Below are 24,809 nucleotides of genomic sequence, written 5' to 3'. Positions count from 1 at the left end.
GGTCTAACTTTTGATAAATACTAATTTGTTATATTTTATTTTTAATAAAAAATTTTGATTAAAAATAAAAATGCATCAGTAAAAACCCGCATATCTCACGATCACTTGACGCTACTCCGAATTTATATTTATAATCAATGGGATTGAGAATTTTTGGAACCAGGCAAAAAGCATGTGCGGAAAGTTAATGGTATTCCTACCAAGCATTTCTCGCTATTTTTAAAGGAGCGTGACTGGTGATTTAATAACCCAGATTCTAAAGCTCAAATCGGGTAGGAGACGGGATTTCTCCCGCCGTCCTCCCACACCACCGTACGTACGGTTCCGTATACGGCGGTTCATGATGTGTACTGAAGGTTATAGAGGATTTCCGTAACTGGTATCAGTCCGAGGTTTCGGAAGTAGGCGTTATTATATGCGATATTCATGCTTCTTGCCTTGGCACTGGCCCAAGGGCCTTTACCGCTATAGGCTGCCTTGCATGCTAAAAATTCGCTAACACCTCTTCGCCTCAAATTCTGAGCCCGTGTCTTGGCTCGTTTCCATTAGCGCCAGATAACAACCCGCATTTTATGACGGATCCATTGGTCCAGTTCCTGAAAAACGCGCTTCGTCTCCGCGTACCGGAAATACGTTATCCAGCCACGCAGTATCGGGGTGATTTCCTCAATGATTTTGATGATTGAACGTCCTTTTCCTCTACGGAATATTTCTCTGAGTTTTCCTTGCAAGCGTTTAATAGAGCTCGGAGCAGCCTTAAGCCTTACCGTTCTCTCCCTTGTCATAGAGTATCCGAGAAATGTTCGTTTTGAAGGAAAATCAACAGCGCTCTTTTCTTCGTTAACGCTGAGTTTTAGACGCTTTTCAAGGTACGTGATTATTGATGCCAACACCCGCACTCCCGCGCGCCGTGACCGTACATAGATGTTACAGTCGTCCGCATAACGGCAGAACTTATGTCCACGTCGTTCCAGTTCCTTGTCAAAATCATCAAGTAGGATATTTGATAACAATGGCGACAAAGGTCCCCCTTGGGGTGTCCCTTCTCTCCTTGCCATCACAACGCCTCCCGACATTAATCCCACACGCAAATACTTGCCAATGAGGCAAAGTACCCGTTTGTCCCTGACTTTGCGCCCCACCCGTGCCATCAGCACATCGTGGTTCACGCGATCAAAGAATTTCTCCAAATCCATATCGACAACCCATTTTCGGCCAGAAACAACATGCCTCTGAGCAGATAAAACGGCTTGTTGAGCGCTACGCCCCGGGCGAAACCCGAATGAGGATTCAGAAAAATCAGAATCAAATATAGGCATCAGTATTTGATGCAAAGCTTGTTGAATTAAGCGATCCAGAACCGTTGGAATACCCAACATGCGCATCCCTTTGCCGCCCGGCTTTGGTATTTCTACCTTCCGCACAGACATAGGCTCATATCGCCCCTTCAACAAGTCCTCCTTGATAACAACCCAGTGTTCCTTCAGATAGGGCATCAAAGCATCCACAGACATTTTATCAATCCCTGCCGAGCCTTTATTGCTTACGACCCTCTGGTGAGCTGCTATCATATTTTCCCGACTGACAACCTGTTCCATCAGCCCTTCTATTACCTTCGCTCCGGAATAGTTTCGGGGCGCTGTGAATTTTGATACCCTCTCTACGGGGTACGAAAGCTTCTGGCTTCTACCCTTTGGCGTAGAGATGGCGCTCTTCTCATCTCGCCTGTCTGTATCTAATCTATTCATCAAGACCCAAGTTTCCTTTACGACACTTCATGTTCAGCCCTTCGCGAAGGTGGTTAGCCCCGCTACTATGGCCTCTGCTGACTTCTATAATCCCATCCCAATACTTCGCAGCATCGGTAGCCAATTGGCAAGATTACAGACCTCCCAAGGTAAGGTGCACGACCTTCGTTCCATATACCCGCCGCATCTACGCCCACATCCTCCTGGATGACTATTGGGCTTTGGGTCGTCAGGATCCCTCGCCCGGATGTGGTCGCCTCATATACGATTCCTGTTCGTCAGGCCGGAACTTTGCCTACAGCTTCCTTCAGATTCCGGGTCGCCCCGGACACCCTTGCTGTTGAGCTAACGGTTCCCGTCATCGGGGTCCGTAGAGGACTTTCACCTCCAAGTCATCACTAAGTCACCACAACTCAGTGAATGGCACTTCCGCGCCGTGCGCCATGCTTGGCGCACCTAAACCACTACCGACTGACGTCGGTAGGTTTGGGAGCATGCTTATCAATGTACTGAAGTATGATATCATCCGTGACCAACCCGCTTGTTGAACAGAAATATCCTCTTGCCCAGAAATGCCTTCCCCAATAACGTTTTCGAAGTTCGGGGTACTCCATCTGTATTTTGCGTGAAGAGCGTCCCTTGACCTTGCGCATAACATTGCTCACAGCATGATGAGGCGGGATCGACACGAACATATGGACATGATCTGATGACAGAACGCCATTGATAATCGTAACGCCAAGTTCATCACAGACCTGCCAAATAATTTCCCGTATCCGTTCGCGTATGGTACCTCGCAGCACCTTAAATCGGTACTTGGTAATCCAGACAAGATGATAACGGTGATGAAAAACAGTGTGGCAACCTTTGTCATATGGCATAATGTATAATCTCCAGAAATAAGAAAGCTCGTCTTCGGCTCACTGGCTTTCTTATTTCTGGAGATTATACATTATCATTCGTTTGATTTTGCTGAAGCTCTCCGTCTAAAGACGGAGGGTTTAAACCTTAGGCATGGAAACTCAACCTGTTCAAGCGACATGGAAATCGGCATTCCCATATCGAGGGAGCCAAGCAAAGCCAGTTCATGGCAGGCCGCATCAATCTGATCCGCAACGCTAACGAGCAGCGCCTTACGTTGATCCGGGGCAAGATAACGCCGACCCATTCAGGGTCGCCGGGTTTTCAGTCTGAAAAACATCCTGACCAGACGCCCTCGAATAATCACCATCAATAAAAGGGCGGGTTTCGAACCAAATGTTTTGCGCCTACTTTTCCCACTGACCGGCTGTGATAATGTCATATTCTGCTCCACTTAATGTACAATACGCACATCGCTAAGGTCTTTACCACCACAGGTTTTTACCACGATAGCCTGCGTGCATTCACCAAGGGTAAGGTCAGACAAACAATTGACTATATGAACCAGAGTGGGCAACTGCTCCCAAGTTGCTTCCCGAAACCTACTTACCGCCGCATCAGCTTGTTGAAGCTGCTGAACTTTCATATTAGGCCAGTCTTCAGGCATAAGCGTCACATAGGCCGCATCGGCTTCACCTGGACAACCCGTTTTCGGGATATATTTGTAATATAGCCCCCCCGCTGACGGTACAGCATTCGCTGTTCCTGACTCTGCGCCAAAAGTTTCGGGGTCGACTTCTTTAAGGTTTGAAAGTTTGAGGCTGGCAAATTCAAAACCATCCCAACTGGCCCGACAAATGATGTCATTACCAATACATTGAGGTTCAGGAATTTCACAATAGATTTTCGCAACCCCTAAATCTTCGCGTCCAGTAATAATGGGGTCAGCCTTATTTTCCCATAGAACCAGCGAAAAATCACCGTGCACATCGCCTTCTTTACCGTGATAGGTGACAGGTGTTGAGACACCAAAAGTATTATACCCGCGTCCGGCAAGCCATTCAATGTTAGTGATAAAACTGAAATCCAACACCACCGTATAAGGCTCACGCAAGGAAAATCCCGGCGGCAACAACGCTTCTAATTGCTCTTTATTCGCCTTAAAAGTAGCCATGACGACCAGATCATTAGGGCCGTCAATACACTCATACCGGCGACCATTTACCCCTTGACGCGCCCCTAGAGACGGCCCAAAATGGGTTGGCATACGGTAAAGGTGGTTGGGACGAAACAGATAACTCATTTTTTCAAATCCTCTCAAATGAATGAATATTTATGATTTTTGGCGCGGTTCAGGGCACCGCCTTAAAATAATGTCAGAATATCAGCCAGTATCACTTCCCGCAGGTCAACGTCACCCGTGCGAGACCCGCCGATGCTTAGTGCTACCGCCATTTCTAGAACAGGCACATAGGCCATAGAAGTACCAAAATGCCCGTGGTGGCTATACACTTCACCCTGCCCCCCCCCATCAATACCCAGGCAATACGTTCCCGGAACTTGTTGCCAGATGCCATAATTCGGTCCACCCCGTTTGGCAGGGACAGGGGTTAACATTTCTGTCAGCGTGTTGGCGTAATTAAAAACCCGCCCTTCGAACAATCCGCGCATAAAACGTGCCATATCCCCCACGGTGGAAATCAGACCACCACCACCATAAATATCGAATGAGCCATGCCAATCATATACATCCACCTCCCCCTCATATTGGTGGATACGGTCCAGCACATCCGATGGTTCCGGCTCAAGTATTTCCAGAAAGGTCGCCTTCAAATTCAACTCGTCATACTTCAAAAGCTGTCGCAGAGCGACGCCTAGGGACTTTCCGTAAATCCGTTCAATCATTTCCCCCAGCAGAATATAGCCCGTATCACTATAGCGAAACACCTCACCAGGAGCACCGTAAGACGCTCCCGCTGTCATGGCGATCTGAATTTGTTCCGTACGCGTCCAGTGTTTTTGTGAATTTGCGGCTATCGCCTCGGCAAAATCCGGACTATCTGCATAATCAAAAAGACTGCTGGTATGTGCCAGTAATTGCCGAGTGGTGATTTGGTCAAGCTCATATCCACCTGCCCTAAGCATGTCGCAATGTTGCGCGGATAAATATGGCTCAACCGAAATATCTAGATCAAGATGCCCTTCTTCCCACAGGCGTAAAATAGCTGTCGCGACAAAAGTTTTTGTATTGCTAGCAATTCGCAGGGGATGATGCACCGTCACTACATCACTCGTCGTGTTACGGTCCACATGTCCCACAGCGCCCTGCCAGAAAATACCTGAATCAGGGGCTTCAACATGAATCTGAAAGGTATAAATCATGTGACTTTGCTGATAATGAAGTTCCAGCACCGCCTGAAGACGTTCCTCGCATGTATCAAATCTGGCCATTGATCCCATTAAATATACTCTTATCTCGTTGTTATAAGGCACCGGTCACCTATTCTCTTGAGCTCAAAATACAGCCTATTTCTTTGACAATCAAATTTATTTAAATTATATTTTAATAAATTATTTTAATGAAAATAAAAGGAAATAGTGATGCAACTTCGACAGCTCAAATATTTTGTTGTAACAGCAGAAGAATTACATTTTGGCAAGGCTGCGGACCGGCTGCGTTTAACTCAACCAGCCCTTAGTCTGGCCATCAAACAGTTAGAAGAAAAAGTCGGAGCAACCTTGCTGGAACGCGCCAAACGCAGGAAAGTCACACTCACGACGGCGGGTAAAATCCTCTATAAAGCCGCCAGACATATGTTGTTCGAAGCAGACCGCGTCGTCGAAAACATCTATCAAGCCGGGCAAGGGGCTGGCGGCTCCCTGTCGATCGCACACACGGATGATTATACCTCCAGCTTTTTACCGGACATCCTGCATCAGTATAATGAACAACACCCCCATTGCATGCTGCAATTTTCACGGGGGCTGCCTTTTCACTTGATTGAACGGCTGAATAACCGTGAACTCGACTTTATTTTTGCGACAAAGCCGCTCAATATGAATGTCATAAATTGCAATATGAGGGCCATTATCCCCACCCCCTTTGTATTAGTCGTCCCGGAAAATCACGACCTGGCCAAACGAGGGAAAATCAAATTGCAAGACGCCGCCGACGCACATTTTCTGGAAACCCCATTTATGCGGCGGTCCCCTTTTGAAATCAAATTAAGTGAAATTCTAGCCAATGCCGATATTGCCTTTTCATCCTCAATGGACGCCGCCTCCCCCTATGTTCTGCTTGAAATGGTGCGCATGGGATATGGTGTGGTCATAAGCACCCGTGAAGCCTTACCTAAGAGTACCGAAGGTTTGGCGATCATCAAACTAGATGAACCGGACGCTTATATGGAAAGGGGCCTATATTGGCGAAAAGACAATAGCAACCCCGCCCTGCAAAGCTTCCTCGAATTGCTCGAGGAAAATAAAGCCAATGTATTTGAATCGGCGATTATTTAGACAGCTCTACCTCTGATAAATCATCCCCGCGATACAGACGGCCGTTTTTCATCACATATTCAATGCTTTCGGTATGGCGAATACCATCCAGCGGGTTTTTGTCAAAAATAATCAGGTCGGCATATTTACCCGGCTCCAACGTGCCCATATCCGGCAAGCGGCCAATGACTTCCGCAGACTGTCGTGTGGCGATTTGCAAAATTTCGTGCGGGGTCAAGCCGCCTGTGGCGAGGGCTTGTAATTCCCAATGATAGGCGATCCCATCAAATTGGCCGTGGCTGCCGATACCAATCTTGCCGCCGCTTTTGAAAATTCTAGCAACGGAGGCGGCGACTTGTGGGAACATTAGTTCGCGGTCGTGACGCCAGTCTGTGCTGCGGCGCGAACGCTCGTCAAGGTAGGCTTTAGGCAGAAAATTTTGCAGTTTAGGATTGTCTAACGGGTTTTGGCGTGTGAGGAAATATCCATAGGCGTCTGTACTGGGTAATAATGTCGGCGTATAGCCAGTTTGTGTCTGGCTCAAAAGGGTCGCTATGTCTTTATAAATCTTTCTTGTCGTTAGCGCATGTTCGATCCCTGCAAACCCATCAATGATGTGGGTCAGGTGGAGTTTGGTCTCGCCCATGCCTTCTGTGGTTGGCATTAAACCCAGTTCCTTTGCCGCTTGCACTACATATTGCCGCTGCAACCGGTTTCCGCTGGTATAGGCTTTGATGTTGTTGGTCCGGTAATGGTCCTTGTAACGCTTTAAAACACCACGAGCATGTTGTTTAGAGGTAAAGTTATGGGTTCCGAAAACCCCTCTGCCTACATTATAGGCCCTCACACCTTTCAGCAACCCGGCATCAATCAAATCCTGATAGATAAAGGTATCATGTGTATAGGTTTGAACGTCAAGCCCCGCGGTGACACCATAGGCCAACTCTACCGCAAAACGGCGGTCATCGTAACTGATGACTCCCCGGCTCATGCCCCGACCCCAGTGGGCGTGGGTGTCAATAAAGCCGGGGGTGATGGTTTTACCAGTGACATCACGGATTTTTGTTCCTCTGAGAATGGTCAAGTCGCCGGATTTACCTATGGCGGCAATGCGATTATCCTTTATTAGAATATCAGCATTTTCAATGACCTCTGTACCGCGCATGGTGATTGCTGTGGCTCCACGTAAAAGCGTCAGGCCGGACGGCGTGTCACGGGGGACTTCTACGATAATATCGGTACCCGGTAGTTGTTCTTCGCGCAGGGCTGTCTTTTGCGCCTCATTTTCTGAAAACAGCGCTTCACTAAAAGGAAGTTGATAAAATGTTGACCCCACTGACCATGTGATCACGTGGCCACCTTCTGCCCAACCAAAAAAATCGGCCCCAATATCCGTCAATCGTTTTTGAGCAACGGAGGAGTCAAATAAATTAATGGTAAAATCCTGATCCCCAACTTTAGGAACTGCAACAACATAAAGATGCCCGTACTGAATCACCAACGCCCATTTGCCATCCGGACTTAAGCGAAGTTTTTCCACAGCCGAAGCGGTATGGGGGTATATGCGTGTTGGGGCTTTGACCTGAATCACCGATTTAATCGGATCACCGTCAAGGGAGACCGCCATCAGGCCTGTTTGGTTATAGACATAAACATCGTCAGACCCCTTGAAAAAATGCGGGCGACCGGTATCCGGAAACAATGGGTTGGTTTCACCGGTTAAACGACGCAAATGGGCAACCAGTTTGACTGCACTCCCGCTGGATTTAAGGCGTACAAGGTCTTCACGATATTGACGTTCATCCAATTCGCCGTGCGGGGTGTGAAATTTATAACGGTCTGCAATGCTCGATCGCAACGCAACAATCGATTCGCCATCTGGAGTAAAAGCTGGTTTGCGGTAAAAACCGCTCACTTTTGTCAACTGTATGGGCGTCCCACTACCATCGGCGCGTAATTTCCAAATATGCCCCCCCTGTGTAACCGACCAACTGACATAAGTAATCCACCGACCATCCGGCGACCAGGCGGGCTGGTTTTCGGTGATGCCCTTTTGAGTGAAGGCTGTAGTGGTTAAACGTTTGGGCATACCTTTTTCAACAGACATGACATAAAGTTTACCAAGCGCAGAAAAGGTCAAGGCCCGACCATCCGGCGAGAGGACAGGCTCTTCAATAATCCGCGCACGGACAGGGCCGTTCAGTTCTTTCTGTGATAATTTTAAGTCCGGGCCAATATCAAGATCAACCTGCGCCGTAAAGGGGATCACTGTGGCCACGGATGTTTTGACATTTATACGGTGAATTTTACCCTCGTACGCAATGATGATATACTGGCCATCCGGGGCAAAGGCATACCCTGGAATATTGTCGCGTCGTGGGAACCCAATCTGCATCACATCCGGTTCAATAGGATAGGCCAGACGTTTGTCTGCACCGCTTTCCAAATCCCGTATGCGCAGTTCAGTTCCAGTCTCAAAATGAGTGGCATAAGCAAGATAACGACCATCCGGTGAAATCACGGGACGGACCGCCCCGCCCTGCAGATCGAGTATTTTTTCATGTAATCCGGTTTGCAAATCAAATCGTTGGATTTTAGTGACAAATCGTTCGTGTGCATCAATGCTTCTGATCGGATTAGTCGCACTGTAATAAAGGGCTGTACCGTCTTTACTTGGAGAAGCTCCTAATAACCATGAGAACATGTGCCTGGTTTTGCCAATATGCTGCCCCTTCTTCATCAACTCGATCCCGGTACCACCGTTTTTATGGTACATCCAAATGCTGCCCGGCCCAAAAATTTCGGTACTGCTGCGGGTGACATAAACATAGTCCCCCTGCGCCGACCATGCGGGCGAGGTAAAACGTTCCATGTGTCGGTCATGGCTTAACTGTCTGGCATTACTACCATCCGCATCTGCAATCCACAGATTTTCAGCACCACTTCTGTCACTTATAAAAGCAATTTTGCGGCCATCCGGGGAAAAGACGGGCTGGGATTCAAACGCCATGCCTTTGGAAATCGGTACTGCGGCACCGCCGGTGAGAGGAAGCTGATAAAGATCACCTAACAGATCAAAAACAATCGTCTTGCTATCGGGCGAAACATCCAATGACATCCAGGTCCCTTCATCCGTCTCAAAAGACACTTTACGTTCCGCCTTGAGCGGTAATGACGTATCAGAAGGCGGATTTGAAGAAGCTACTGATCGCGCCTGCAGACTGATCACCCCCGTCAGAGCCGTTGTTATAAGAGAGAATAAAAGCTTTTTACTGAAGTTGTGATATGACATAGGATTCCTTCAAACCAGAGCCGTTCTTTTATAATGGATATTTATGCGGCATATGAAACGATATTATGTAGCCTGCCCTTAAGATACCTAACGATTATAAGTATTCCGTGTAATCATTGCTAATTTATTAGAAAAATTATTTAATAAATAATTTTAATAAAAAAGTTAAAATACACCGGTAAATAAAATCTCCTGCCCAACTCTATAGAAACAGGGCAGAAGATCAGATGGCTGAAAAAAATTAAATGTACGTAATTCTAAAATAAGTATTTGACATTAAAAATTGTATTTTAATGAAACTCCATAAGTTCTGGGTTCAATATATTTCACCAGTTGTTTGGCGATAATGAAGCTGGAGAAACCGGAACTTTGAATTTTTCTCTCATCTGTCAAATTTTTAGCCCAGAGATATACACCCCAACGATCATCATTGGAACGATACCCCATCCGGGCATTTAACAAACCAAAGGACGGGATAAAGGCTTCTGGCTCATTGGTGACACCTCCTGAATCAAAACGGCTGGCAGTATAATTATAGTCAAGTCGAGTGATCCAAGTCCCGTCATCACCAAGGGGCATTTCATGCTGTGCGGCCATATTCGCTGTCCATTTCGGCGCCAAGGGGACTTGATTACCGCTGGCGTCAGTGAAACCGTCGATAGCCCCATCATTAGCATCCGCCGCACCGCCGAATACCGACACCGGCACCCCTGTATAATTATCAAAGGTCGAATCCAGATAACCAACACTGGCATTAAATGTCAATTGATCGGTGGGGCGAGCAATCAGCTCAAGCTCAACCCCTTTTGACGTCACAGAAGCAGCATTTCGTAACAATACTGCCCCAGAACCGTTGAAACCACCCGTAGGGTCAAATGTTCGTACTTGCAGATCTCTATAGTCCATATAGAACATGGCTAAATTCATCGTCAAACGACGGTCCAACCAACTGGATTTAAGGCCCACTTCGTAACTGGTCACCAATTCGGGCTTAACTATAAGGTCATTGGTAATGTTATCTGGAGTTAGAGTAAAACCACTCGTATAACCGCCGGATTTAAAGCCACTGCTAACGCTGGTATAGATCATTAAATCATCCGAAAATTCGTAACGGATCCCAGCCGTCCCAGTAACCGCATCATCATTAATTTCAGGGAAAGGGGCCAGCTCACCAGAGGGCCTGCCAAAAACACCTATAATAAATGCTGGGGATGTGAATTGATTAAAGGTCGGAATTTTTTTCTTCTCTTTTGTATAACGCGCCCCTCCAAATAGGGTGAGTTCGTCATTCAAATGAACATTAGCATGTATGTAAGCAGCCCAGCTTCGCACATCCACAGAATTTTTAGTGAACACTTTTCCCACCAGCGCCGGACCAACCCAGTCCTGTCCAAGCGTAGTTATGAGATCACGGTCATTATTCTGATTAAAATAATGCAGACCGGCCACAAAATCATACCAACTACCCACTGGAGAAATCAGCCGTAGCTCTTGAGAAAAAGTCCGTTGTTGCCATTTATTATCACTAGAAAATCCATCAATCAGCGAGAGATCTTCATCATTACGCAGCGATGATTTATCCTTACGCAGCCCGGTGGTCGAACTGACCATATACCCATTGTGAAAGTCATGCTCCACGATCAATGACGCCCCGAAATTCTTTAAGCCATAACTGCTTTCTGCATTAACGGTTGTGACAAAGGGCCTATTATTATTTTCTTCTATATTTTCAAGGCTGTAATTTGTTCCATGCGAATCTAGTCCGTCAAGGCTCAGATAAGCTCTAGTACTATCCGATGGGGTATAGGCAAAGTGGATTCTGCCGCTAACCTGATCAACACTTCCGACGTTATCATCGTTTAATGTGATGTTTTTCACATAACCATCACGGCGTACTTTACTGACTGACATCCGTACAGCCAACACATCTTCAATAATCGGGATGTTGATGCTGCCACGTACACGAAACAGATCAAAATTACCTGCATCGACCTCTACACTTCCTTCCAGATCATTGCCGGGCTTTTTCGAGATAATGTTAATAGCGCCGGAAATGGTATTTTTACCAAACAAGGTCCCTTGAGGCCCGCGCAAAACTTCCAGACGCTCAATATCGCCAAGGTCGGCGTTGGCACCAAATTGCTTTCCCAGAAAAACACCATCAAGGTAAACGCCGTACCCCACATCAAAGCCAATTTCACTGGCAACCACATCGCTATAGATTCCACGAATGGAAATATCAGATTCCACAGGGGAAAAAGAATCCGGCAATATCACATTTGGTATGGAATTAGCCAAATCCTTAAAAGAATTTGCCCCGGCGTCCTTAAAATCTGCCGCCGTAAAGGCCGAGATGGAAATGGGGACATCCTGAAGGTTTTGTGCCCGCTTAGTCGCTGTTACAACAATCTCCTCAAACCCAACACTTTCAACCTCGTCAGCCCGTTCATCATCTTCATAAACACCCAACTCCGCCTCAAAGTCACTAGAGCTATTGTATGAAATTTTTTGCATTAACGGCCTTGAGACAACAAAAGTGCCTTCATCTTCTTGGGTGTACATGAGGCTAGTTCCCTTGAGAAGCTGATCTAGCGCTTCCTCAACAGACATATACCCCTTCAAAGCCAGAGCTTTCTTACCGGATAGAATCTCGGATGGGGCAACAATGACAATATCGGCTTGCTTCGATAGCTCCGTAACCGCATTAGCCAACGATTGTTTTTTAATGTGAAGTGATAAATCTTGCGCCTGAGCCATTACAGGCAATAGACACGTCAAAGCGGCAATAGAAACCGTACGCACCAGAAACCCTTGAAAGGATTTTTTCTTTTGTAACGTCGTCTTAAACATATTATTCTCCCTATGGTAATTTGTTATCTTCCTGAACACCAACTCGGGAGCACTCCATACCGAAAATAAGTACTCAATCGAGTCCAGATTTAATACCAGGGAGCTTCTCCATAAGATTGGCGAACTAAAGACCAATAAGGGATCAAAAAGTTCCACCTTCTTTTAATAATTTTTTATTTTTTTTCAGAAAATTGATTTTTTATTATAAAATATTAGATCTAAGATATTGTAAAATAAGGGGTATTATTTATTATAATATTTTACAAAAAAAATCCATTAATTCTTAGGCTGAATATAAATACCTGACTTTTTTTCTTCTATCATCAGAGCGTGGCTTGCCATAACACCCGCCAACATTTTATCCGTTTGATCAACCTTAAAGGCTGTTGTAATACGCATTGCCGCGAGTGCCGCATCGGTAATATATATCTTCTTTTTGCGATATCTGTTCACGTCTGCCACAATATCCTCCAAGGGCGCATCGATATATATCAGATGACCTTTCCGCCAGGCCAAGGTGGATTCAGAGTCAAAAGATTGAATTTTTCCGGCCTGCCCATTCAAACTGGTAACGACCTGATTACCTGCGGTTAACATGACCGAAGAAGGGTTGACTTCGCCTTCTCTAATCGAAGCCATTTCATTTGGTTCTTCAGTGACTTGTACTTTACCACGCGTTACAGATACACGCACCGTACGAGGCCCTTCCCAAACTTCAAAAGCCGTTCCTAGAACCCGAACTTCGGTCCCTGCTACCGCAACACGAAATAAACGACCTTCATCACGGGCAACATCAAAAAAAGCACCTCCCCGCAACTTAACTTCACGGCTTTTATCAAAGATACTCACTTCAAGACGGGAATCCGCATTTAAAGTCACCTTGGTGCCATCAGCCAACATCACGTCTTTTATCTCAGCGATAGCCGTCTGATAAACTTTAGTACTCACGGCACTTCTTTGAGAAATTAACGTAATACCGATCACAACTAAGATACTTGCTGCAATCGCAGCCATCGCGCCTCTTCGATTGAAGAAACTGGAAACAGCATTTGCGTTTGATCTTTTCAAGGAAACGACATTACCCGTTGGATCTTTCAACACTTCACTGGCGAAAGGAAGTTCATTCCATAATCTTTCCGCTTCAGCAAAGGCTATCGCATGCATTTCTGAGCTATTCAGCCATTCTGAGAAAAGCCTTTGATCGCCTTCATTCGTTTCTTCACAATGAAACAAAGTAAGCCAGGATCGAGCCTCTTCTCGAATATCTTCCGGAACAGCTTTACGGTATTCTGATTTTATTGTCATGTCAGGTCGTCTCCTGATGTATTATCAGTATTTTCGGCATTCTCTACAGTATCTAAAGCTTTTTGTAAGGCCGCCAGACCAGCATTTAAATGTCTGGATATTGCCGCCTTACTCCACCCTGTTTCTTTACGGATCTCAATATATGTTTTTCCTTCAATCCGGCTACGAATAAGAATTTCACGTTGTTTTTCAGGCAAAGCAGCGATGGCAGCATTTATTATTTCCAAGCGCCTCTTATCTTCTAAGACACGTTCAGGTGTTATTTGTTCCACTTGATATTCCATATTATCTAATTCAGACTGGAAAAATTGACGTGCCCGTATAATACGCCCGATAGAAGACGTCGCAATGTTAATGGCTGTCGCAAATAAGAAAGCTTTTGGATTCTGAATATGGGCATGGTCTTGAAGGGCCGCCAACTTTGCAAAAGCGATTTGCGTTATATCACTCGGCTCTGGCGGTCCATCTCCATAACGTTGCCGCAACCAGCTTGTTAATTCTCCACTATGCTTACGATATAGTTTTTCAACAAAACCAGATTTGTCAGAAAACTTAATAACGTTCTTGGATTTTATACCCGTAATTTTTTCTTCTATTTTATTTAACATACTGATACAAACCTTAAAGGAATATTAGCCCCCCCAACTTCATTTCTTGGGCTGCTATTACTATCTAATAAAATATCCCTTAATTTATTTTCTGGTAAAGTTCAACTTCTAAGAATAGCCTAATAAAGCGATTTTTACAAGATAGATAGATGACAAAGCCTTATCGAAAAATAATTACTCATAATAAAGTTACAAGAATTCTTGTAACTCGCTATAATTATAAAATGTGTAATGTTAAGGGATGGAACTCGTGAAACGAAAATTATGCTATCTTCCTTTCCTGCTTGTATTTTTACTTGTATTTTTACTGGGTTTTTTACTGGTAGTGGATCAGGCTTCTGCCGGCCAAACCAAATGGACAGAAGAAAAAATTGGCAAAGTTGCTATAAAGGCAGACAACGCGGCCAAGCGCAAACAATGGGGCCGAGCCATAAAATACGGCGAAAAAATGCTAGAGGGCAGTGAGCTTTTATATGGCTCGGAGGCCACCTATACCATCACCCGCCTTAAAACTCTGAACAGATATTATGACCATGCCGGACGCCTTAGCCAAATCTCTGAACGGGTTAAAAAAGCCTACCTTCTGTCCAAAGAAAAATTCAAACCGACCCATAATACGGCGAATACTAGCCGCCTGCTCTATTATAAGCTTCTCGTCTCCCAGAAAGAATTTCAGGCCGCTATTCCCCTCATACAGGAAAATATATCCATTCTCACTGGTAGCAAAGAAGATAAGTTCAGAAAACTGCATTATCTGGAACAGCTTCACGGCCTTTACGGCCTCACAGCTCAACTTCTAGAGCGGGAGAAGGTCTTGCTTGAACTACTTGAGCTCAATAAACGTTTGGTCAGCACGCAATTGGATGACAATATCAAGATCATTATGAACCTGGCCAAAACCTACTGTCTGCAAAAGAAATTTAATGAGTTTGATCAACTTATGCAACGCTACGATCTGAAATTCGAGTGTTAACGACGATGTGAAAGTACAATATGGTATTATCACGTATGGATTGCTTTATAAAAGGCAGAGAAAACACTTGGCTATAATACTTTTGAAAAGAAAATTTAATATAATGCTTAAATTTGAACAAGATGGATTTACTCTCATTGATGTGAGCCATGTGGTAAGTGATGGAATGACCACATACAAGGGGCTTCCTGCACCGATTATTTGTGATTATTTGACACGAGAAGCTTCAAGAAAATTGTATATTGAGTGACTTTTCGTTTGGACATGTATTTCTGTTCCTTAGGGGTAAGATTTTGCTACTCCGCGCTGACCTGCGGTTCTTTTAGCCTACTTGTCCGGAATAGGGTAGCCACATCAATTTTCTGTGGCAATCAGCTGTCGTCCTAGTTTTTCACCGATCATCATGCACACACCATTGGTATTACCGCTGATCAAGTCAGGCAGGATGGATGCATCGGCGATCCACAGGTTGTCGAGGCCACGTACTTTTAGATCTGGGCGAACCACCGCTTGATCGTCAATCCCCATGCGACAGGTGCCCACCGGATGAAAGGCCAATTCTGTTTCCCGCTGGATGTAATCCCTAAGGGCCTCCTGACTTGAAAATTCATCTCCGGGGCGTACTTCTGCTACCACCAGATCAGCCATAGGTGGCGTGGTCATAAGGCGCCGTACAAGATGGGCGCCGTCCACCAAAGTTTGCAAATCATCCGGATGCTCCAACAGGCGGCATTCGATCGCCGGAGGCAAATGTGGGTCGCTGTTCACTAGGCAGACCCGGCCGCGGCTTTTGGGATGGCTTTTGTTGAGCAGAACCGTTACAGAAGGAAATGGCAGCAGCAGCGGATCCTCCGTGCCTTTGTGTCCCAATCCCACAGGCATAAAGTGTAGCTGAATATCTGGCGCACTAAGCTCCGGTCGTGTTTTCAGAAACCCCGTGGCCTCAAACAATGTAGCAAACAACCCCTCCTGTTTAAAAAAATAGCCCCCTAACTTGCGCATAGCCGAGAAACTCTGCTGCAACAGATTGCCTGTGAAATTATTGGTTGGGACTTTTAAACGGTAGACCAAACTTATCATAGGATGCTCTGCTAGGTTTTGCCCGACAGATGGTCGGTCGAGTACCAAGTCTATATCATGAGCTGACAGTATATCCGCGTCGCCAATGCCAGAGAGCATCATCAGATGTGGCGTGTTAATGGCCCCAGCACAGAGGATCACTTGATCAGCCAGGGCCTCGTGAATTTGTCCCCCGCGTTCATAACTCACACCACTTACACGACGGTTTGTAATTAATAAGCGCTGAACCTGGGCGAGGGTCGTCAGGCTGAAGTTGGTGCGCTTTAAAGCCGGTTTTAGGAATGCTGTGGCGGCGCTGCAACGGAAATAGTGGCCTTGATTGAGCTCGGCATAACTGATACCCTCCTGATTGCCGCTATTGTAGTCGGAGTTAAAAGAGTAACCTAATTGCTCTGCTGCATCAATAAAAGCCCGAGTACTGAGGTGTGCACGCTTTACAGTTCTAAGGAGTAAGGGCCCAAAATAGCCGCGACCGTTCTCTTGGTTCAGCATCTGTAATTTGTCGCACTGTTCCAAGTCCTGAAAGATAGGGAGCACATCTTGTGCCGACCAACCTTCATTTCCTAAGGCTGCCCAGCGATCATAATCCTCAGCACTGCCTCGTACATACATCATGCCATTGATACTGCTGCTGCCCCCTAACACCTTGCCTCGGTACCAAGAATCGGTTTTGCCTTGGCGACTAGGATCCGGCGCCGATTTGTAACCCCAGTCATATTTTTGGAGATCTATTAGACCTCCCGGAATTTTGAGTGTTGGAGAAAAATCTTTCCCTCCTGCCTCTAACAGCAATACACGTTTTTGGCCGCTAGCAGACAAACGATTAGCCAAAACACAACCGGCGCTGCCAGCGCCTATAACAATATAATCCCAATGCATATTTACCTCACATAATTTCTAGCTATCGATATTTTTTTACCCCTTAGATTTTCTAACTCCCAAGTGTTCCACCTCCATCAACCACCAGTTTAGTACCCGTTATGTGGCGGGCTTCATCGGAGACTAAAAACAGCACTGGACTTGCTACGTCGTTCTTGGTTTGATATTCCCCCTGAGGCAAACGTGCCTCAAACCGGTCACGATATTCTTGTGGAGAAACACCCTCCACATTTACCTGTTGAATTTTACGCCAATCTGAGAGTGTCGTATTTTCAGGGTCAGCGCCTTCAAACGGCCCTTCCACACCGGCGTTATTAACCAAAATGCGCAAGGCCCCGTGCTCTATTTCAATCTGCTTGACTATAGTCGACCATTGCTGTTCGTCCACTACATCTTGTTGGAGAAACTGACATCCTAGTTCATAGGCCAGCGCTTGGCCTTTGTCTTCCTGAAGGTCAGTAATGACCACCCGAGCACCTTCAGCAACGAAACGTTTAGCAATACCTGCGCCTAAGCCAGACGCACCGCCAGTTATCAATGCTACTTTATCTGCAACTCTTTTCATAGGATATACCTCTATTCAAAAATTCGTTCATAATGTCCGGCAGGAAAAATTCTACGCCACAACCTAATGAACCTTGGCTATCAAAATAACAATACGGACCAGTGCTACAGTCTCCATTATGTCAATTCCTTAATAACCTTTTTATTTGACAATTATTCTAGCGACGCACTCACCATAACGGCGGCAAAGCATGTGGATGTTGCAATCACACTTGTTGTTAGCCCATACCTTTATTTCCTATTTCCTATTTCCTATTTCCTGATTTTTTCAGAATAGAGCTCTCAGGAATTTTTCTCCCTGATTGTGTTTCAAGTTTAAATTATATTCAATATACAAGAACCATTCCACTGTTTGGGCAGGTTTTTGTACTAAGTGCGACACCATATTAAATGCTGCAGCATATTTTTTGTATAAAATTAACTTATAATGACCGCTCGGCAGAGTGATCTTTATTTTTGGCAAATCGGATTTGATTTCAGGTTGGCTTTGGCAATACAGAAATTTTGTTTAAAAGTCAGGCTGGCTTTGACATATATGGACACCCCCCTTGAGTTTTGATGGTATAATCCAGTGTGGGGAAAACCATATTTGAAGGAGACATGACATGAAAGTGGTACGTATAGGTATTGATTTAGCAAAGACTGTATTTGAGATACATGGTGTTGATGACCGAGGTAAGGTTGTCATCCGCAAAACATTGCGACGGGATAGTTTGCCCGCTTTTTCGCCAATATTCCGTCCTGCCTAGTTGCTATGGAAGCCTGTGAGCCGGTCTCATTTGGCACACAGATCGTGGTAGCCAATATGCCTCAGACAGTCATCGCGCCATATGCAAGGATCATTATATCATTCAAAGCATGAGCAGGAAGGGTAACTGTTGGGATAATGCTGTGGCGGAGAGTTTCTTTCATACCTTGAAAACAGAATTGGTCCATCATCATAAATTTGAAAATCAGGAGGAGGCTAAAAAAGAAATATTCGAATATATTGAAGTATTTTACAATCAGGAGAGAATGCATTCTGCAAATAATTATCTATCACCAAAACAATATGAAAATATCACAAAAGCCGCTTAACAAACTGTCCGGAAAATCGTTGACACCCGCATATCTCACCGGGTTTTACCTTATTCTGATTTTATCTTTATAATCAATATAGTATCTGGAATTTCAAGGCGTTCAAAAAAAACAGTGTGTTTTTTGTTTTATCTATTCTCTGCGAGCCATTGCAGGGCACCTTTGGTCGCGGACCAGTTTTCCCGGTTTTGATCCACATATATAATCGCTTCCTCTTTTGAACCGATACTGTAATGGGGCGGCAAGCTTTTTGGCATTCGTTTTGTGCCCAACAATAGATCAGGGACAAAATGGTTAGTCTCCACAGCATGTTTCAACACCCGGATTGCCCCGGAGGACTTGGCCCCAGATTGTCTGAACATGAGGAACGCCTTGCTATAGCACCATTCGGCAAGGCTGTCTTCTTCATATTCCACCAGAAGTTCTTCAACACCCGCAAAATCATTTAAGGTAAATAGCCAGCTCTTCAAAATAGTACGCATGCCCTGATTATCACCCGGATTAAGCTGCAGCATATGTTTCACATGCTCCGCCGCCTCTTGCCGCTCACCCAAGTCCCATAGGGTTTGTGCCAATGCCGCCTTGGCACGCATAAAGGGACGGGTTTCCAAAACAAGCCAAAAATCACCTTCAGCATCTTCGAATAACGCGTCGCCAAGAGCTTGTCTGCCCGCATCCACAGCTTGTTCATAATATTTTCTGGCCTGAATGATGTCTTTTGCCTCTTCTTCTGCCAGTAAGAGATAAGCATCCGCGCAGAGATCAGAGATTTTCAAGGCCTGCCTAGCCAGTGCAATTCTTTCCCTTTTTGTGTCTGCTTCCCAGGCATCATACATCATATCCTGTGCCTGTCTTAAAGGGTCCTGATGATCAGGCGCCTCCAACAAACCATCTCCGGCAAAAGGGTCAGGGGCAAAAGCTGCATTTGTGATCTGCGCCATCATCTTTTCCATGAATTTACGGTCAGGAATATCTTGAGAAACATCTGCAGCAAGCTTCTTTTTTTGAAGCACTTTAATGGCAGGTTTTTTCGTATTCTTGGTTTTATTTTTTCTGCGATTTTTACTGACAGGCATGAGAGGTCCAAACATTATAAATAAAGACGATTAACATCCATGGAACATAACAAAAAAGCAGGATAAAACCAAGGGTTTTTAATGATTTTTCTCTGGAAACAACATCAACAAATATATATAAATAACCTCATATTATCAATGTGTTGAGTGAGTATTTTATGCGTTTTACAGATTTTGGATCCCGAACATTATTGGCGGCTTTTGACGGTGGAGAAATCACCTCTAATGCTGGTGTTCTTCTGTTACGGGAACGGGCAGAACAGATTAATCTTTTTGACCGTATGGCGGCCTGTTTTACAGACCATCGGGACCCTTTGCGTATAAAGCATCAGCTGCCCACCCTGCTTTCCCAGAGAGTTTGCGGCATGGCGCTGGGCTATGAAGATATTAATGATCATGACACATTGAGGAATGATCCGGCTATTAAGCTACTGGCCTCTTCTTGCTTAACGTTAAAGGATAAAACCCCGGCACCACTGGCGGGAAAATCCACTCTCAACCGGTTGGAACATTCCCGGGAAGCCGGTAATCCCCGCTATCACCAGATGGTGCCCAACCTGAAAAAACTATCCAACCTGTTCACCGACATCTTTCTGGATAGTCATGAAACAGTCCATAAAGAAATCACACTGGATATTGACGCCACAGATATTAAAGCCCATGGTCATCAGGAAAACAGTTTCTTTCACGGGTACTATGAGGAGCGTTGTTTCCTGCCCCTTTATATCTTTTGCGGACATTACCTTCTGCTGGCCCAGCTGCGTCCCAGTAATATCGATGGTGCCCGTGGATCACGTAATGTCATCCGTCGCATTATCAGAATGATCAAGACCCGCTGGCCCAAGGTAAAAATTCTCGTGCGCAGGGACAGTGGATTCGTTCGGGAAAACCTTATAAAATGGTGTGAGAATAACAGTATCAATTATGTGTTTGGTCTGGCGCGTAATAATAACTTACTCAAAAAAGCACAGAAAGTTAGGGGCAAGGCTGCCAAAGGGATGATCGACACGAATGAACCCACGCGAGCTTACGGGGATTTCTATCATAGGACTAAAAGCGAAAGCTGGGCGTGGCCCCGCAGAGTTATTGTCAAGGCAGAACATCGACCAGGCAAGAAACCACAATGCCGGTTTCTCGTCAACTCGCTTACCCGGAAGACGGCAACGCCAAAAGAAGTCTATAAAGATATATACTGCCCCAGAGGCGATATGGAAAACCGCATCAAAGATTGTCAGCTTGATCTGTTCGGGGACCGTATGAGTGCCCATGATTACCGCGCCAATCAGCTTCGCCTGATCATGGCCGGTTTTGCCTATGTCCTGATTGATGGCATCCGGCGCGAGGCTTTGCAAGGAACCAAGTTAGCCAAAGCTGTTCCAAATACCATACGTCTCAAACTATTGAAGGTCGGGGCACGTGTCATATATTCAGTGCGCAGAATTAAAATATCAATGCCCGATGCATATCCCTACCAGAATATATTCTTCAAAGTCCATGCCGCCCTCGCCCCCACATAATAAGCCCGGCGGCATGATGTCGACATAGGTCGAAATGCAGAAACTCTCCATATTGGGGAGGCCTTTCGCTTGTCTAAAACCTGAAAAGAAGAGCGAGAAATCCCAAATACTACCAAAATCAACATTATGTCCTCAGACAAATTACACAACTCAACCAAAAATCAGAAAACGCACTGGAAAATAAACGCGGAGAGAAAAAATAGCCCTCAAAAAAATCCTCGTGAGATTTCTGGGCTTAAATCTGGACGAATTTTTTAGGACACAGATCAGGCGCAGGTCAAAGTAGTCCAGCAAGATACTTTCTACAGCGTTCTGTTACCTTTTCATTTGGTACCTATATGGTACCTTTTGGATATAGAAAGAGGCTGTGGTCAGAAACCAGAAAAGGCAGTAACCTGTTATGATTACTGCCTTTTAATTTGGTTGCGGGGGTTGGATTTGAACCAACGACCTTCAGGTTATGAGCCTGACGAGCTACCGGGCTGCTCCACCCCGCGGTAATGATATTTGCCTACCGCTTCGCTACATGAGGTCGGCTTTGAGATTGTGGATGGGTTTTTGTTCAATATCCTTAATAGACCTGGCGACGACCTACTCTTCCGCGCCTTGAGACGAAGTACCATCGGCACTATCTGGTTTCACTTCCGGGTTCGGGATGGGACCGGGTGGGACACAAACGTTATGATCACCAGGTCAATTAAGGATATTGGGCTGTTAATTTTATTTTGATTTTACTGAGCGTTATCCCAGGATCAGTTTAGAATATTTCAAGTTACACACCAAACCGAAGGCTGTTACAGCCTGAGGCAAGGGCGACCGCCCGCCCGAGCTAATGCGAGGTTGGGGGAGCGCACGTGCGCGGGGGAACATCCCCCGTCACATTTAAAATATTCTTTTAAATCATCTGATCTCTGTTCATGACGAATGATTTCAAGTCGATTGAGTAATTAGTACTGGTCAGCTTCACGCGTTACCGCGCTTCCACATCCAGCCTATCAACGTGGTGGTCTTCCACGGCTCTTTAGGGAGAACTTATCTCGAGGTGGGTTTCCCGCTTAGATGCTTTCAGCGGTTATCCCGTCCATACATAGCTACCCTGCAATGCTGCTGGCGCAACAACAGGTCCACCAGAGGTATGTCCATCCCGGTCCTCTCGTACTAGGGACAGATCCTCTCAATTCTCCTACGCCCACGGCAGATAGGGACCGAACTGTCTCACGACGTTCTAAACCCAGCTCACGTACCTCTTTAAATGGCGAACAGCCATACCCTTGGGACCTGCTCCAGCCCCAGGATGAGATGAGCCGACATCGAGGTGCCAAACAATGCCGTCGATATGGACTCTTGGGCATTATCAGCCTGTTATCCCCGGCGTACCTTTTATCCGTTGAGCGATGGCCCTTCCACGCGGGACCACCGGATCACTATGACCGACTTTCGTCTCTGCTCGACTTGTCAGTCTCGCAGTCAGGCAGGCTTATGCCATTGCACTCTCACAGTTGATTTCCGACCAACCTGAGCCTACCATCGCGCGCCTCCGTTACTCTTTAGGAGGCGACCGCCCCAGTCAAACTACCCACCACAGAAGGTCCCGGACCCGGATATACGGGCCGCGGTTAGATAACAGACAGGTTAAGGGTGGTATTTCACCAACGGCTCCCTCACATCTGGCGACATGAGTTCAAAGCCTCCCACCTATCCTACACATAACATATCCATTATCATTCTGAAGCTATAGTAAAGGTGCACGGGGTCTTTCCGTCTAACCGCGGGTAGCCCGCATCTTCACGGGCAATTCAATTTCGCTGAGTCTATGTTGGAGACAGTGGGGAAGTCGTTACGCCATTCGTGCAGGTCGGAACTTACCCGACAAGGAATTTCGCTACCTTAGGACCGTTATAGTTACGGCCGCCGTTTACCGGGGCTTCAATTCGGTGCTTGCACACCTCCTTTTAACCTTCCGGCACCGGGCAGGCGTCAGACCCTATACGTCGTCTTGCGACTTCGCAGAGCCCTGTGTTTTTAGTAAACAGTCGCCACCCCCTGGTCTGTGCCCCCCCTAAAAAGTTGCCTTCATAGGGGGCATCCTTCTCCCGAAGTTACGGATGCAATTTGCCGAGTTCCTTCAACATAGTTCTCTCAAGCGCCTTGGTATGCTCTACCTGTCCACCTGTGTCGGTTTGGGGTACGGTCTTAACGGTGGAGCTATTTCCTGGAACGATTTCGCGGCCCCTCCAATCCAATAAGGAGGAACAACTTACATCATCCGTCACTACCACCAGGCCCAGTAATATTAAACTGAGTTCCCATCGACTACGCTTTTCAGCCTCGCCTTAGGGACCGGCTAACCCTGCGCAGATTAGCTTTACGCAGGAACCCTTGGACTTTCGGCGAGAGTGTCTCTCACACTCTTTATCGCTACTCATGCCAACATTCGCACTTCTGATACCTCCAGGACCCCTCACAGGTATCCCTTCACAGGCTTACAGAACGCTCCGCTACCACTTGATACAAAGTATCAAATCCGAAGCTTCGGTACATGTCTTGAGCCCCGTTACATCTTCGCCGCAAGATGGCTATTAGACCAGTGAGCTGTTACGCTTTCTTTAAAGGGTGGCTGCTTCTAAGCCAACCTCCTGGTTGTTTTGGCCTTCTCACATGCTTTCCCACTTAGACATGATTTAGGGACCTTAGCTGTCGGTCAGGGCTGTTTCCCTCTCCACTACGGACCTTAGCACCCGTAGTGTGTCTGCCAGATAGTACTTACCGGTATTCGGAGTTTGGTTAGAATTGGTAAGGCTCGCGCCCCCCGCATCCATCCAGTGCTCTACCCCCGGCAGTATTCGTCTGACGCTCTACCTAAATAGATTTCGCGGAGAACCAGCTATCTCCGAGTTTGATTGGCCTTTCACCCCTAGTCACAGGTCATCCCCTCATTTTTCAACATAAGTGGGTTCGGTCCTCCAGTGCATGTTACTGCACCTTCAACCTGCCCATAACTAGATCACTCGGTTTCGGGTCTAATACGTCATACTAAATCGCCCTATTAAGACTCGCTTTCGCTTCGACTACACCTATCGGCTTAATCTTGCATGACATACTAAGTCGTTGGCCCATTATACAAAAGGTACGCTGTCACCCCATAAAGGAGCTCCAACTGATTGTAAGCATACGGTTTCAGGATCTATTTCACTCCCCTTATCGGGGTGCTTTTCACCTTTCCCTCACGGTACTTGTTCACTATCGGTCGAATAGGAGTACTTAGGCTTGGAGGGTGGTCCCCCCATGTTCAGACAGAATTTCACGTGTTCCGCCTTACTCGAGGACTTGAAATGAATTTACCGATACGGGGCTATCACCCACTAAGGCTGCACTTTCCATTGCATTCTCGTTTTTCAAATCAAGCCACTGGCCTGGTCCGCGTTCGCTCGCCGCTACTAACGGAGTCTCGGTTGATGTCCTTTCCTTCAGGTACTTAGATGTT

The 24,809-nt window shown here is 46.1% G+C and carries 15 protein-coding genes, 1 tRNA gene, 2 rRNA genes and 3 pseudogenes (1 of these 21 cut by a window edge); 7 read left to right on the top strand and 14 right to left on the bottom strand.

All coding sequences use genetic code 11. The features are described 5' to 3' along the window. Positions 1-133: 133 nt before the first annotated feature. Positions 134-240 (top strand): annotated as a pseudogene (locus FIV45_RS02570) (IS1595 family transposase); the annotation flags it as partial. A gap of 305 nt (positions 241-545) precedes the next feature. On the opposite strand, the gene ltrA reads toward FIV45_RS02570, so the two are convergent. Together ltrA and tnpA are read right to left on the bottom strand one after the other, a co-directional pair. Beyond that, positions 546-1,598: a group II intron reverse transcriptase/maturase gene (ltrA, locus tag FIV45_RS02565; protein ID WP_204602200.1), complete on the bottom strand. Its 1,053-nt coding sequence runs from the start codon at positions 1,596-1,598 to the stop codon at positions 546-548. A 614-nt stretch (positions 1,599-2,212) separates the two neighbouring features. Then, positions 2,213-2,629: an IS200/IS605 family transposase gene (tnpA, locus tag FIV45_RS02560; RefSeq protein WP_099472853.1), complete on the bottom strand. Its 417-nt coding sequence runs from the start codon at positions 2,627-2,629 to the stop codon at positions 2,213-2,215. Positions 2,630-2,835: 206 nt separating this feature from the next. Between tnpA and FIV45_RS18390 the strand changes: the two genes are divergently transcribed. Continuing rightward, entirely contained in the window at positions 2,836-2,985 is a 150-nt protein-coding gene (locus tag FIV45_RS18390) for a hypothetical protein (protein WP_165777008.1), read from the top strand. A 78-nt stretch (positions 2,986-3,063) separates the two neighbouring features. Here FIV45_RS18390 and FIV45_RS02555 read toward each other — a convergent pair whose 3' ends face one another. Next, the gene (locus FIV45_RS02555) at positions 3,064-3,912 is read right to left on the bottom strand and encodes an acetoacetate decarboxylase family protein (RefSeq protein ID WP_099472847.1); all 849 of its coding nucleotides are present in this window, start codon (positions 3,910-3,912) and stop codon (positions 3,064-3,066) included. 62 nt (positions 3,913-3,974) lie between these two features. After that, a complete protein-coding gene (locus tag FIV45_RS02550; RefSeq protein WP_165777007.1) occupies positions 3,975-5,060 on the bottom strand; it encodes a serine hydrolase domain-containing protein in 1,086 nt (361 codons plus the stop codon). 150 nt (positions 5,061-5,210) lie between these two features. Between FIV45_RS02550 and FIV45_RS02545 the strand changes: the two genes are divergently transcribed. Continuing rightward, positions 5,211-6,125, top strand: a complete 915-nt coding sequence (locus FIV45_RS02545) for a LysR family transcriptional regulator (protein ID WP_099472842.1) — start codon at positions 5,211-5,213, stop codon at positions 6,123-6,125. Here the strand turns inward: FIV45_RS02545 and FIV45_RS02540 are convergent. The 4 genes from FIV45_RS02540 to FIV45_RS02525 all read right to left on the bottom strand — a co-directional run bounded on the left by FIV45_RS02540 (position 6,118) and on the right by FIV45_RS02525 (position 14,159). Beyond that, positions 6,118-9,396 carry an amidohydrolase family protein gene (locus tag FIV45_RS02540; RefSeq protein WP_099472839.1) on the bottom strand — a complete coding sequence of 1,093 codons (3,279 nt, stop codon included), beginning with the start codon at positions 9,394-9,396 and terminating at the stop codon, positions 6,118-6,120. The two genes, FIV45_RS02545 and FIV45_RS02540, sit on opposite strands and share 8 nt — an antisense overlap. A 276-nt stretch (positions 9,397-9,672) precedes the next feature. After that, positions 9,673-12,246, bottom strand: coding sequence for a TonB-dependent receptor (locus FIV45_RS02535; protein WP_099472837.1), 2,574 nt, complete (start codon positions 12,244-12,246; stop codon positions 9,673-9,675). A 276-nt stretch (positions 12,247-12,522) separates the two neighbouring features. After that, positions 12,523-13,551, bottom strand: coding sequence for a FecR family protein (locus tag FIV45_RS02530; RefSeq protein WP_099472834.1), 1,029 nt, complete (start codon positions 13,549-13,551; stop codon positions 12,523-12,525). Next, the gene (locus FIV45_RS02525) at positions 13,548-14,159 is read right to left on the bottom strand and encodes an RNA polymerase sigma factor (protein WP_099472832.1); all 612 of its coding nucleotides are present in this window, start codon (positions 14,157-14,159) and stop codon (positions 13,548-13,550) included. The genes FIV45_RS02530 and FIV45_RS02525 overlap by 4 nt, the downstream gene beginning before the upstream one ends. A 250-nt stretch (positions 14,160-14,409) precedes the next feature. Between FIV45_RS02525 and FIV45_RS02520 the strand changes: the two genes are divergently transcribed. Continuing rightward, a complete protein-coding gene (locus tag FIV45_RS02520) occupies positions 14,410-15,132 on the top strand; it encodes a hypothetical protein (RefSeq protein ID WP_099472829.1) in 723 nt (240 codons plus the stop codon). Between the two features lie 354 nt (positions 15,133-15,486). Here the strand turns inward: FIV45_RS02520 and FIV45_RS02515 are convergent, their stop codons facing one another. Together FIV45_RS02515 and FIV45_RS02510 are read right to left on the bottom strand one after the other, a co-directional pair. After that, a complete protein-coding gene (locus tag FIV45_RS02515; protein WP_099472827.1) occupies positions 15,487-17,091 on the bottom strand; it encodes a GMC family oxidoreductase in 1,605 nt (534 codons plus the stop codon). Between the two features lie 52 nt (positions 17,092-17,143). Beyond that, a complete protein-coding gene (locus FIV45_RS02510) occupies positions 17,144-17,656 on the bottom strand; it encodes an SDR family NAD(P)-dependent oxidoreductase (protein ID WP_099472825.1) in 513 nt (170 codons plus the stop codon). Positions 17,657-18,260: 604 nt separating this feature from the next. Here FIV45_RS02510 and FIV45_RS02505 point away from each other — a divergent pair. Together FIV45_RS02505 and FIV45_RS18665 are read left to right on the top strand one after the other, a co-directional pair. Next, a pseudogene (locus tag FIV45_RS02505) lies at positions 18,261-18,425 on the top strand (IS110 family transposase); the annotation flags it as partial. Next, positions 18,424-18,732, top strand: a pseudogene (locus FIV45_RS18665) (IS3 family transposase); the annotation flags it as partial. The pseudogenes FIV45_RS02505 and FIV45_RS18665, both read left to right, overlap by 2 nt. Positions 18,733-18,860: 128 nt before the next feature. On the opposite strand, the gene FIV45_RS02495 reads toward FIV45_RS18665, so the two are convergent. Beyond that, positions 18,861-19,673, bottom strand: a complete 813-nt coding sequence (locus tag FIV45_RS02495; protein WP_204844756.1) for a hypothetical protein — start codon at positions 19,671-19,673, stop codon at positions 18,861-18,863. A gap of 293 nt (positions 19,674-19,966) precedes the next feature. On the opposite strand from FIV45_RS02495, the gene FIV45_RS02490 reads away from it, so the two are divergent. Then, positions 19,967-21,325: an IS1380 family transposase gene (locus FIV45_RS02490; protein WP_099471077.1), complete on the top strand. Its 1,359-nt coding sequence runs from the start codon at positions 19,967-19,969 to the stop codon at positions 21,323-21,325. 420 nt (positions 21,326-21,745) lie between these two features. Here FIV45_RS02490 and FIV45_RS02485 read toward each other — a convergent pair. The 3 genes from FIV45_RS02485 to FIV45_RS02475 all read right to left on the bottom strand — a co-directional run. Further along, positions 21,746-21,822, bottom strand: a tRNA-Met gene (locus FIV45_RS02485). A gap of 81 nt (positions 21,823-21,903) precedes the next feature. After that, positions 21,904-22,018: ribosomal RNA gene (rrf, locus tag FIV45_RS02480) — 5S ribosomal RNA — on the bottom strand. 233 nt (positions 22,019-22,251) lie between these two features. Next, positions 22,252-24,809 (bottom strand): 23S ribosomal RNA (locus tag FIV45_RS02475); it runs 192 nt beyond the window's last position.

Source organism: Paremcibacter congregatus (assembly GCF_006385135.1).
GTDB lineage: Bacteria > Pseudomonadota > Alphaproteobacteria > Sphingomonadales > Emcibacteraceae > Paremcibacter > Paremcibacter congregatus.
Note: the sequence above shows the minus strand (reverse complement) of the source record. Positions and strands in the feature narration are given on the sequence as shown.